Source organism: Inquilinus sp. (genome assembly GCF_057815775.1).
Genome location: NZ_JBYRFX010001058.1, coordinates 1 through 10659 on the forward strand (window position 1 = coordinate 1; position 10659 = coordinate 10659).

A 10659-nucleotide genomic window follows, 5' to 3' on the forward strand; every position below is an offset into this window, starting at 1 on the left:
GCCGGGGGTGGGCGAGAACCTGCAGGACCATCTGCAACTGCGGCTGATCTACAAGGTGACCGGGGTGCCGACCCTGAACGAACGGGCCGGCCGGCTGCTGGGCAAGATCGGTATGGGGCTGGAATACGCGATGTTCCGCAGCGGCCCGCTCAGCATGGCGCCCAGCCAGCTCGGCGCCTTCGCCCGCAGCGACCCGGCGCAGGAGACACCGGACCTCGAATACCATGTCCAGCCGCTCAGCCTCGACCGGTTCGGCGAGCCACTGCACGCCTATCCCGCCTTCACCGCCTCGGTCTGCAACCTGCGGCCGCACAGCCGCGGCTCGGTCCGGATCAAGAGCCCGGACCCGACCGCGTCGCCGGCGATCCGGCCGAACTATCTGTCGGAGGAGGCCGACCGCCATGTCGCGATCAAGGCGATCCGGCTGACCCGGGAGATCGCCGCGGCGCCCGCCTTGGCGCGGTATCGGCCGGAAGAGATGCTGCCCGGCCCGGCGGTGGTGGACGAGGCCGATCTGGCCGAGGCAGCGGGCCGCATCGCCACCACCATCTTCCACCCGGTCGGCACCTGCAAGATGGGCCATGACCCGCTGGCGGTGGTCGATGAGCGGCTGCGGGTGCACGGGCTGGCGGGATTGCGCGTGGTCGATGCCTCGATCATGCCGACCATCACCTCCGGCAACACCAATTCGCCGACCATCATGATCGCCGAAAAGGCCTCGGCGATGATCTTGGAAGATCGCCGGTCGGCGTGATCGGGCAAGCGCAATCCAACCCTTTTCGAGGAGACCCCCATGGAATTCCAGGATCGTCACGTGGTGGTCACCGGCGGCACCGGCGCGCTCGGCTCGGCCGTGGTCGGGCTGCTGCTGGAGGCCGGCGCCACCTGCCACATCCCGGTGCGCGACCTCGCGGATTCGCGCCGTTTCGCCCATCGCGGCCATGACCGGGTGGTGCTGGCGCCGGTCCCCGATCTGACCGACGAGGTCGCGGTCGACTCCTTCTACGCGGCACTGCCCTCGCTCTGGGCGTCGATCCATGTCGCCGGCGGCTTCGCCATGGCGCCGATCGCCGAGACCGGCAAGGCGATGCTGCAGCAGCAGCTCGACACCAACCTGGTCACCGGCTTCCTGTGCTGCCGCGCCGCGGTGGCAGCGATCGGGCGCGGCGCTGCCGGCGGCCGCATCGTCAACGTCGCGGCACGGCCGGCGCTGGAGTGGCGCCAGGGGGCCGGCATGGTGGCTTACACCGCGGCCAAGGCGGGGCTGGCGGCGCTGACCGTCGCCCTGGCGCAGGAAGTGGCGGGGCAGGGCGTCCTGGTCAACGCCGTGGCGCCCTCGATCATGGACACGCCAGCCAACCGCGCCGCCATGCCCAAGGCCGATCACGCCGCCTGGCCGACGGTGGATCAGGTGGCCGCGACCATCCTGTTCCTGGCCTCGCCGGCCAACCAGGTCACCCGCGGTGCCGTGGTTCCGGTCTACGGCCGGTCATGACATCGGGGCCATGACCGGCCACGGGCCTCAGCCGCCGTTGGGCACGGCGTAGACCTTGCCGCGATACGGTGAAGCGTCGATCTGGTCGACGCCGGTGACGTAGAGGGTCTTGTCGTCAGGGCCGAAGGCGAAGTTCGGCACCTGTGGCGACGGCAGCATGATCGTCCGCAGGCTCTTGCCGCCGGCGTCGACGACGAAGATCTCCCCGGCCAGCGGGGCCTTCACGTCGCGCGGGCTCTGGCCGATATAGATCTCGCCCTTGGCGTCGATCTTGACCCCGTCCGGCCAGATATGGGTGACGTGGCCGGTCAGGTCGTCGAGATTGAGGAAGACGCGCCGGTCCGAGAGCGAGCCGTCGGGGCCGACCTTGAACTGCAGCAGCCGGTTGTCCTCGGTCTCCACGACATAGAAGATCTGGCCGTCGTTCGACACGGCGAGGCCGTTGGCGTTGTGCAGGTCCACGGCCTCCTGCGTGATCGTGCCGTCCGGGGCGATGTAGAAGACCTTGCCGTCGATCACCGGCCCCTGGTCGCCCGAAGCGGTGAAATAGATGCCGCCCTTGCCGTCGGGGGCCAGGTCGTTGGGGCCGACGAAGGTGTTGCCGTCCTTGTCGTGGCTATAGGGCGGCAGTGTCTTCCCGTCCGCGGTGAACCGGCCGATGGTGCCGTTGTCGTAGCAGGTGGTGACGAAATCGCCCTTCGCCGTGTTCAGCACGGCGGACTGGCCGCAGCCCTTGGACTGCCAGACGACGCTGTTTTGCCTGCCGTCCCAGGCATCGACCGTGTTGCGGTCATACTCGATGTAATAGAGCTTGCCCTGGTACCAGACGGGTCCCTCGGGATAGTGGGCGTCGGCGTTGATCACCGTGACGCCGTCCGCCAGGGCCGGCGAAAATGTGCAGGCCGCGAGCAGCAGGCCGAGCCATTTTCTCAAATTTGCCTCCTATCGATGATGTGAGCGGGCGAGAACGCGGCCGCAGCAACGCTTCGGTGGCAGAGGGCTTTCGATGACAGAAAAAATGTGGTGGAGCCCGTCGGTGGACGCTCTGGATCGGATGCCAAAAGGTTATGGCCATCCGCCGTCGGCTGTCTTGTCTGATTTGTCCGATCAGTCTAGCGTTTCGCGATTGCGAAAAGAAAAGACGGGGCAGGCAGGATGTGGCGGGAGATCGCGCCGGACCGGCGGGACGAGATTCGTGTCGATGGCCATAAGGTCGTGGCCTACAGCTTCGGCTCGGGGCCGGAGACGGTGCTGTGCCTCAATGGCGGGCCCGGGCTGCCCTGCGACTACCTGCGCGACGCGCATTCCTGCCTGATCGACCAGGGCTATCGCGTCGTCGCCTTCGACCAGCTCGGCACCGGCGCCTCCGACCGGCCGACCGATCCGGCCTTCTGGACCATCACCCGCTATGTCGAGGAGGTTGAGACGGTGCGGCAGGTGCTGGGCCTCGGCCGGGTCCATCTGCTCGGCCATTCCTGGGGCGGCTGGCTCAGCGTCGAATACGCGCTGACCCATCCGGAAGCGCTGAAGACGGTGATCCTGGAGGACACCGCCGCCGACATCCCGCACCTGATCGGCGAGCTGGAGCGGCTGCGCGCGGCGCTGGGGCCCGAGACCGTGGCGATGATGCAGCGGCACGAGGCCGAGGATACGCTGGACCACCCGGTGTACCAGGCGGCGATCACCATCCTGAACCACCGCCATGTTTGCCGGCTCGACCATTGGCCGGCACCGGTCAAGCGCTCGCTCGACGACTGGAACATGGGGCCCTACGGCACGATCCAGGGGCCGAACGAGTTCCTTTACACCGGCAATCTGAAGGACTGGAACCGGCTGCCGGACATGCACCGGATCGAGGTGCCCGTCCTCATCACCTGCGGCGAGCATGACGAGCTGACGCCGGCCTGCGCCCTGCGCATGAAGCTGGCCCTGCCGAACGCCCGGCTGCACGTCTTCCCGAATTCCAGCCACATGCCGTTCTATGAGGAGCCGCACGCCTATTACCCCGTGCTGCTCGACTTCCTCGACAAGAACCGGGGCGCCTGATGCCGGGCTGTCCCCGCGGTGCAGCCTGGGTCCCGATGCCCCTTCGCCGAGGCTGACCGCTGATGCATCGCTTCCGCTTCGTCCTGACCCGGCCGCTGCAGCTGATCCCGGTCTTGTTCGGGATCAGCATCATCACCTTCGTGCTGGTGCGCTCGATCCCCGGCGACCCGGCGCGGGTGCTGCTGGGCTTCAAGGCCACGCCCGACGCGATCGCCCGGATCCGCGCCCAGTTCGGCCTCGATGAGCCGCTGTGGACGCAATATGTCTACTTCCTGCAGAACCTGTCGCATGGCGAGATGGGCCGGTCGATCCTGTACAAGGTCCCGGTGCTGGGCCTGATCGTCGAGCGGGTCGCGCCGACCTTCTTCCTGGTCTTCGGCAGCGTGCTGCTGTCGCTGCTGATCGCCGTGCCCTTCGCCGCCATCGCCGCCCGGCGCCGCGGCCGGCTGGCCGACCATGTCATCCGCGTGGTCTCCACCATCGGATTAGGACTTCCGTCCTTCTGGCTGGCGATCATGCTGATCATCCTGTTCAGCGTCACGCTCGGCCTGTTCCCGGTGGCCGGCTATGGCGACGACTGGGTGGACCGGTTACATCACCTGGTGCTGCCCTGGCTGACCATCGCCCTGGCCCTGTCGGCGGTGCTGACCCGGACGCTGCGGGCCGGGATGATCGCCGAGCTGCGCTCCGACCAGGCCACCGCCGCCCGGGCGCGCGGCCTGCCCGAAGGCATGGTGTTCTGGCGCCATGTCGTGCCCAACGCCATCGTGCCGACCATCAACCTGCTGGCCGTCAACATCGGCTGGCTGATCGGCGGCACCGTGATCATCGAGAACGTGTTCTCGATCCCCGGCATGGGCCAGCTGCTGGTGCGGGGCATCTTCACCCGCGACTACATGGTGGTGCAGGGCGTGGCGATGGCCTTCGCCCTGGCCAGCGTCGCCGTCAACTTCCTGGCCGACATCCTGACCGTCGCCATCGACCCGCGGGTGAAGCTGTGAGCGCCGTCGCCGGCACGCCTGCCGCCCGGCTGCGCCTGCCCAGGCTGCCCGGGGCGATGTGGTGGGGTGCCGCCATCGTCGGCTGCTTCATCCTGGCGGCGCTGCTGGCGCCGCTGATCGCGCCCTACGACCCGATCGCGCAGGACACGGCCAACGCCCTGCTGCCGCCCGGGCTGGACCATCCGCTCGGCACCGACAATTTCGGCCGCGACGTGCTGTCCCGGCTGATCTGGGGCACCCGGATCGACCTGCTGATGGGCGCGATCGGCGTGCTGGTTCCCTTCGTCTTCGGCACCGCCATCGGCTGCGTCTCCGGCTATTTCGGCGGCTGGGTCGACGTGCTGGTGATGCGCATCGTCGACATTGTCCTGGCCTTCCCCTTCCTGGTGCTGATGCTGGCGATCATCGCCATCCTCGGCCCCGGCCTGGTCAGCTTCTACATCGCCCTGGCCCTGGTCGGCTGGGTGTCCTATGCCCGGCTGGTGCGGGCCCAGGTGCTCATATTGAAGGCCAGCGACTTCGTCACCGCCGCGCGCAGCCTGGGCTATGGCCACATCCGGATCATGGCCCGGCACATCCTGCCGAACGCCATCGTCAGCTCGATCGTGTTCTCGATGTCGGATGTGGTGCTGACCATGCTGCTCGGCGCCTCGATCAGCTATCTCGGCCTCGGGGTGCAGCCGCCAACCGCGGAATGGGGGCTGATGGTGGCGGAAAGCCAAAACTTCATCATCCGCGCCTGGTGGATCGCCGCCTTCCCCGGCGTCGCCCTGGCCGTGATCGCGCTCGGCTTCAGCCTGCTCGGCGACGGGCTGGGCGAATGGCTGGGGGTGCGGGAATGACCGCGCCTTTGCTCGATGTCCGCGACCTCTCGGTCAGCGTCCGCCATGACGGGGCGGAGAGCACGATCGTCGACGGCGTCTCCTTCGCCCTGGCGGCTGGCGAGGTGATGGGGCTGGTCGGCGAGAGCGGTTCGGGCAAGAGCGTGACCTGCCGCGCCCTGATCGGCTTGCTGCCGGGATCCCTGCGCATCACCGGCGGCGCCGTGCTGCTGAAGGGCCGCGACTTGGCGGGGCTGGACCAGGAGGCGCTACGCCGCGTCCGCGGGCGCGAGATCGGCATGATCTTCCAGAACCCGTCCAGCCATCTCGACCCTGTCATGCGGATCGGCGACCAGATCGCCGAGGGCATCCGCCTGCACCGCGGCGCGTCGCGGCGGGAGGCGCGGGCGGCGGCGGTCGACCTGCTGCGCCAGGTCGGCATCCCCGATCCGGAGCGGCGGGCCGGCAGCTACCCGCACGAGTTCTCCGGCGGCATGCGGCAGCGGGCGATGATCGCCACCGCCCTGGCCTGCGACCCGGAGGTGCTGATCGCGGACGAGCCGACCACGGCACTCGACGTCACCGTGCAGGCGCAGATCCTGCGGCTGCTGCTCGACCTGCGCGACCGGCGCGGCCTGGCCATCGTGCTGATCACCCATGATCTCGGCGTGGTGGCCCAGGCCTGCGACCGCATTGCCGTGATGTATGGCGGCACGCTCTGCGAGACCGGCACCAAGCGCGCGGTGCTGTCGGCGCCCCGGCACCCCTACACGGCGCGGCTGATCGCCTGCCAGCCGTCGGCATCCCAAGCCATCGGCGGGAACACCGGCCAACTGCTGCCCTTCATCCCCGGCCAGCCGCCCTCCCTGGCCGATTTGCCGTCCGGCTGCCGCTTCCACCCGCGCTGCGACCGGGCGGTCGACCGCTGTACGACGGACCGGCCGGAGCCGTCCTGGCCGGCGCCCGGCCACATGGCCGCCTGCCACCGCATCCTGGGGGACGCGGCATGAATACGGACCTGCTCGACGTCCAGGACCTCGAAGTGCATTTCCGCGCCGGTGGCCTGCCGTTGCCCGGCCGGCCGCCGCGGCTGGTCCAGGCGGTCAACGGCGTGTCCTTCACGCTGGCGCCGGGCGAGGCCCTTGGCATCGTCGGCGAATCCGGCTGCGGCAAGTCCACGCTCGGCCGTGCCATCCTGCGCCTCGGCCCCAGCACCGGCGGCGCCATCCGCTTCGACGGCGCCGACCTGGCGACGGGCGGCAACGGGCTGGCCAAGCTGCGCCGCGAGACGGCGATGATCTTCCAGGACCCCTATGGCGCGCTGAACCCGCGGATGAGCGTCGGCGAAGCGGTGGCCGAGGTGCTGCGCGTCCACCGCAAGGTGCCGCGCGAGCGCATCGCCGCGCGGGTGGCGGAACTGCTGACCATGGTCGGGCTGCGGCCGGAGCATGCGGCGCGCCGCCCGGCCGAACTGTCCGGCGGCCAGTGCCAGCGCGTCGGCATCGCCCGGGCGCTCGCGGTCGAGCCGAAGCTGATCATCGCCGATGAATGCGTCGCCGCCCTCGACGTGTCGATCCAGGCGCAGATCATCAACCTGCTGATCGAGCTGAAGGCGCGGATGAACCTGGCGCTGATCTTCATCGCCCATGACCTGGCCGTGGTCCGCCGGCTGTGCGACCGGGTGGCGGTGATGTATCTCGGCCGGATCGTGGAGGAGGGGGCGGCGGAGACGGTGTTCGCCGCGCCGAAGCACCCCTACACCCAGGCGCTGGTCCGGGCGATCCCGGAGATCGACCCCGACCGGCGGCTGCCGGCGGAGCTGCTGGGCGGCGAACCGCCCAGCCCGATCGACCTGCCGCCGGGCTGCGCCTTTCATCCGCGCTGCAGCTTCGCGCTGCCGCAGTGCAGCACCGGGCTGCCGCCGGCGTTGCGGCCGGCCGAGGGCCGCTTCACGGCCTGTCATCTCTATCCCGCAATCCCCGTCCGGTCCCGAGACGGGGGCGAAAAACAGGAGGCTCACCAATGATCCGAAGCAGAAGACATCTCGCCGTCGCCTCGGCGGCGTTCCTGGCGGCGCTGGTCGCCGGCGGCGCCATGGCCGAGGCCGGGGGGATCCTGACCATCGCCCGGCGCGAGGACTGCACCACCTTCGACCCGATCAAGACCTCGCAGAATGTCGACTACTGGGTGTTCTCGAATGTCTATGACGTGCTGGTCCGGGTCAGCAAGGACGGCACCAAGCTGGTGCCCGGCCTGGCCGAAAGCTGGACCGAGTCGGCTGACGGCACGGTCTACACCTTCAAGCTGCGCGACGCGAAATTCTCCGATGGCAGCCCGGTCACCGCGGCCGATGCCGCCTTCTCGCTGCTGCGCGCCCGGGACAATCCGGGGTCGCTGATCGCCGACAACTACAAGGTGATCAAGACCGCCGAGGCCAAGGACGACCACACCCTGGTGGTGACGCTGACCCAGCCGGCGACGCCGTTCCTGGCCAGCATGGCGCTGCCGGGCGTCGCGGTGCTGCCGCAGAAGATCGTGACGTCGATGGGCGAGGACGCCTTCGCCGAAAAGCCGATCGGCTCCGGCGCCTTCACGATGGAGGAATGGGACCGCGGCGAGAAGGTGGTGCTGAAGAAGAACCCCAATTTCTGGCAGGCCGACCAGGTCAGCCTCGACGGCGTCGAATGGCTGTCGATCCCGGACGACAACACCCGGATGCTGAAGGTCCAGGCCGGCGAGGTCGACAGCGCCATCTTCGTGCCCTTCGCCAAGGTGGCGGAGCTGGAGAAGGACCCGAACCTGACGATGCATAAGGATCCCTCGACCCGCGAGGACCACCTGCTGATCAACCATTCGCACCCGCCGCTCGACAAGCTCGAGGTGCGCGAGGCGATCGACTATGCCATCGACAAGAAATCGATCGTCGACACCGTGACCTTCGGCGTCGGCAGCGTGGCCAATTCCTACATCCCCAAGGGCGCGCTGTATCACACCGACGACAACGGCGCGCGCCCCTATGACCCGGAAAAGGCCAAGGCGCTGCTGAAGCAGGCGGGGGTCGACACCGTCACCCTGAGCTATCTCGTGCAGACCGGCGACACGGTGGACGAGCAGGTCTCGGTGCTGGTGCAGCAGCAGCTGGCCAAGGTCGGCATCACCGTCAACCTGCAGAAGGTGGATTCGAGCCAGAGCTGGGACACGGTGGTCGCCGGCGACTACGACCTGGCAATGAATTACTGGACGAACGACATCATCGACCCCGACCAGAAGACCACCTTCGTCCTCGGCTATGACGCCAACCTGAACTACTACACCCGCTACAAGAACGACGCGGTGGTGGCGCTGGTGGCCAAGGCCCGGGTCGAGACCGACCCGGCCAAGCGCGAGGCGATGTATGTCGACCTGCAGAAGATGGCCAAGGCGGACGTCAACTGGATCGACCTGTATTACAGCCCCTACCTCACCGTCTCGCGCAAGAACATCGAAGGCTTCGGCGAGACCCCGCTGGGCCGGTTCTTTCTTGAGGACGTAAAGAAGAACTGAGGGAGCTGCCTGGATCCCACTCCATTGTCATTGCCGGGCTTGACCCGGCAATCCAGAGGATGTCGACAGTCTCTGGATGCTCGGATCAAGTCCGGGCATGACAATTGTGGTGAGGGTTGACAGATCCCACGTTAAAAAAGGTTGCTACGTCCCCCTGATCGACAAGCCGCCTACTCGTCGCTGCAATCCAGCGGCGACGTGCTGTACCAGGAGGCGCGGCTGCCGGGGGTTCGCCGGTCATGGGTGAAGCCGTGATGGATGCGGCCGTCCCCGCCCACCCGGCCGCTATAGGCGCCGACGCTGCCATTGGGCCAATAGATGTCGAAATCGATGGTCTCGCCCCGAAGCGAGCCGCTCACGTTTCCATTGCCGATGCCGGGTGAGTAGGCGGTCCCTTCCAGCTCCGACCCGTTCTGGCTCAGATCGAAATAGACCCTGGCCCCGTTCGACTGGACGGCCGTCCACCGGCCGCTGGCATCGCAGGCCTGGGCGGCGACAGGCAACAGCGAGACGAGAATCGTCGCCGCGCAGATGTGTCGCGTCAAAACGCGCGTCATGATGCTTTCATCCTTCAACAGATCCGGCCTCTCCATTGAGTCTTTGCCCTGTAAAGAGCCAGAGAGGACCTGGCTGGATTGTCCGGGATCTGGAGATGGCCGCTCAATACCCCAGGAATCGGGGGATGACGCTGGGAGAAATCCGTTGGTGATGACGCTGGAAATCCTGGAGGCGGCGGCGATGGCGGCCTATGTCAATTTCGGCAACAGCATCGCTGAACCGGAAGCAGGCGGGACAAGATGGCATCGGTGATCGTGATCGGCGCGGGCGCGGTCGGCGCCTCGGTGGCATGGTGGCTGGCGCAGGCGGGGGTATTGGTCACGGTGCTGGAGGCGACGCGGATCGGGGCCGGCACCTCCGGCACCAGCTTTGCCTGGACCAATTCGCACGACAAGGCGCCGCGGCCGTATCACGACCTCAACGTCGCCGGCATGGCGGCGCATGCGGCCCTGCGCGACGAATTCCCGGCCACGCCCTGGCTGCATGATCGCGGCTGTCTGGAATGGACCAATGAGGCGGGGCGGGAGAAGCAGCGGCAGCGGGTCGAACGGCTGCAGGGCTGGGGCTATGCCGCCGAATGGATCGGGCCGCAGCAGCTGCGTGAGCTGGCGCCGGACATCGACCCTGCCGCCATCGGCGACGCGCCGGTGGCCTGGTATCCGGACGAGGGCTGGGTCGACCCCGTCGTCTACGCCCACGCCATGCTGGCCGCGGCGCGCCGGTTGGGTGCCCGGGTGATCGCCGGGGCCGCGGTCACCGGGATCGAGACGCGGTCGGGCAAGGTCACCGGCGTGACCACGGCGGACGGGGTCGCCCATGGCGCCGACATCGTCGTCAACTGCACCGGCCGCTGGGCCGATGACCCGGCCTTCGGGAAGCTGCGGCTGCCGCTGGCGCCGACCCTCGGCCTTCTGGTGTTCACCCCGCCGGTCGCGACCGGGCTGGATCGGGTTTTGCAGGCGCCGGACTGCCACATCCGGCCCGATGGCGCGGGCCGCCTGCTGGTCTGCCTGAACGATGCCGAGATCGCCCCGGATGCGGCGCCGCGGCCGAGCCCCGACATGCCGCAGGCGCTGGAGCTGATGAAGCGCGCCCGCGCCATCCTGCCCGAGATCGGCCCTGTGGCGCCGGAGGCGGTGCGCCTGGGCATCCGCGCCATCCCGCGTGACGGCTACTCCGCCGTCGGGTGGCTGCC

Annotated in this window: 11 protein-coding genes; 9 read left to right on the top strand and 2 right to left on the bottom strand. The window is 68.4% G+C overall.

Features of this window, described 5'->3' with window-relative positions; translation table 11 throughout:
* Positions 1-754: GMC family oxidoreductase (locus AC3XYG_RS37705; protein WP_489145036.1), on the top strand; the 754-nt coding region annotated here is incomplete at its 5' end.
* Between the two features lie 39 nt (positions 755-793).
* On the top strand, positions 794-1495 hold the full coding sequence (locus tag AC3XYG_RS37710; protein WP_489145037.1) for an SDR family NAD(P)-dependent oxidoreductase: 702 nt from the start codon (positions 794-796) through the stop codon (positions 1493-1495).
* 27 nt (positions 1496-1522) lie between these two features.
* Here the strand turns inward: AC3XYG_RS37710 and AC3XYG_RS37715 are convergent, their stop codons facing one another.
* Positions 1523-2428, bottom strand: a complete 906-nt coding sequence (locus tag AC3XYG_RS37715) for an SMP-30/gluconolactonase/LRE family protein (RefSeq protein ID WP_489145038.1) — start codon at positions 2426-2428, stop codon at positions 1523-1525.
* Positions 2429-2650: 222 nt separating this feature from the next.
* Between AC3XYG_RS37715 and AC3XYG_RS37720 the strand changes: the two genes are divergently transcribed.
* The 6 genes from AC3XYG_RS37720 (at position 2651) to AC3XYG_RS37745 (ending at position 8906) form a co-directional block, all read left to right on the top strand.
* On the top strand, positions 2651-3541 hold the full coding sequence (locus AC3XYG_RS37720) for a proline iminopeptidase-family hydrolase (RefSeq protein WP_489145039.1): 891 nt from the start codon (positions 2651-2653) through the stop codon (positions 3539-3541).
* Between the two features lie 62 nt (positions 3542-3603).
* Positions 3604-4542 carry an ABC transporter permease gene (locus AC3XYG_RS37725; protein WP_489145040.1) on the top strand — a complete coding sequence of 313 codons (939 nt, stop codon included), beginning with the start codon at positions 3604-3606 and terminating at the stop codon, positions 4540-4542.
* On the top strand, positions 4539-5384 hold the full coding sequence (locus AC3XYG_RS37730; protein ID WP_489145041.1) for an ABC transporter permease: 846 nt from the start codon (positions 4539-4541) through the stop codon (positions 5382-5384). Before AC3XYG_RS37725 ends, AC3XYG_RS37730 begins: the two co-directional genes overlap by 4 nt.
* Positions 5381-6373 (top strand): ABC transporter ATP-binding protein, encoded by a 993-nt coding sequence (locus AC3XYG_RS37735; protein ID WP_489145042.1) that lies wholly within the window; start codon positions 5381-5383, stop codon positions 6371-6373. Before AC3XYG_RS37730 ends, AC3XYG_RS37735 begins: the two co-directional genes overlap by 4 nt.
* The gene (locus tag AC3XYG_RS37740) at positions 6370-7389 is read left to right on the top strand and encodes an ABC transporter ATP-binding protein (RefSeq protein ID WP_489145043.1); all 1020 of its coding nucleotides are present in this window, start codon (positions 6370-6372) and stop codon (positions 7387-7389) included. The genes AC3XYG_RS37735 and AC3XYG_RS37740 overlap by 4 nt, the downstream gene beginning before the upstream one ends.
* Positions 7386-8906, top strand: coding sequence for an ABC transporter substrate-binding protein (locus AC3XYG_RS37745; protein ID WP_489145044.1), 1521 nt, complete (start codon positions 7386-7388; stop codon positions 8904-8906). The genes AC3XYG_RS37740 and AC3XYG_RS37745 overlap by 4 nt, the downstream gene beginning before the upstream one ends.
* A gap of 170 nt (positions 8907-9076) precedes the next feature.
* Here the strand turns inward: AC3XYG_RS37745 and AC3XYG_RS37750 are convergent, their stop codons facing one another.
* Complete coding sequence (locus tag AC3XYG_RS37750; protein WP_489145045.1) at positions 9077-9463, bottom strand: hypothetical protein; 387 nt, start codon at positions 9461-9463, stop codon at positions 9077-9079.
* A 240-nt stretch (positions 9464-9703) separates the two neighbouring features.
* Here AC3XYG_RS37750 and AC3XYG_RS37755 point away from each other — a divergent pair.
* Positions 9704-10659, top strand: a 956-nt coding sequence (locus tag AC3XYG_RS37755; protein WP_489145046.1) for an NAD(P)/FAD-dependent oxidoreductase, incomplete at its 3' end; no start/stop codon positions are given.

What these genes read in the sequence shown, in the direction of transcription:
- AC3XYG_RS37710 (WP_489145037.1), top strand. Translation starts at nt 794, where the DNA reads ATGGAATTCCAGGATCGTCACGTGGTGGTCACCGGCGGCACCGGCGCG.
- AC3XYG_RS37720 (WP_489145039.1), top strand. Translation starts at nt 2,651, where the DNA reads ATGTGGCGGGAGATCGCGCCGGACCGGCGGGACGAGATTCGTGTCGAT.
- AC3XYG_RS37725 (WP_489145040.1), top strand. Translation starts at nt 3,604, where the DNA reads ATGCATCGCTTCCGCTTCGTCCTGACCCGGCCGCTGCAGCTGATCCCG.
- AC3XYG_RS37735 (WP_489145042.1), top strand. Translation starts at nt 5,381, where the DNA reads ATGACCGCGCCTTTGCTCGATGTCCGCGACCTCTCGGTCAGCGTCCGC.
- AC3XYG_RS37740 (WP_489145043.1), top strand. Translation starts at nt 6,370, where the DNA reads ATGAATACGGACCTGCTCGACGTCCAGGACCTCGAAGTGCATTTCCGC.
- AC3XYG_RS37745 (WP_489145044.1), top strand. Translation starts at nt 7,386, where the DNA reads ATGATCCGAAGCAGAAGACATCTCGCCGTCGCCTCGGCGGCGTTCCTG.
- AC3XYG_RS37750 (WP_489145045.1), bottom strand. Translation starts at nt 9,463, where the DNA reads ATGACGCGCGTTTTGACGCGACACATCTGCGCGGCGACGATTCTCGTC.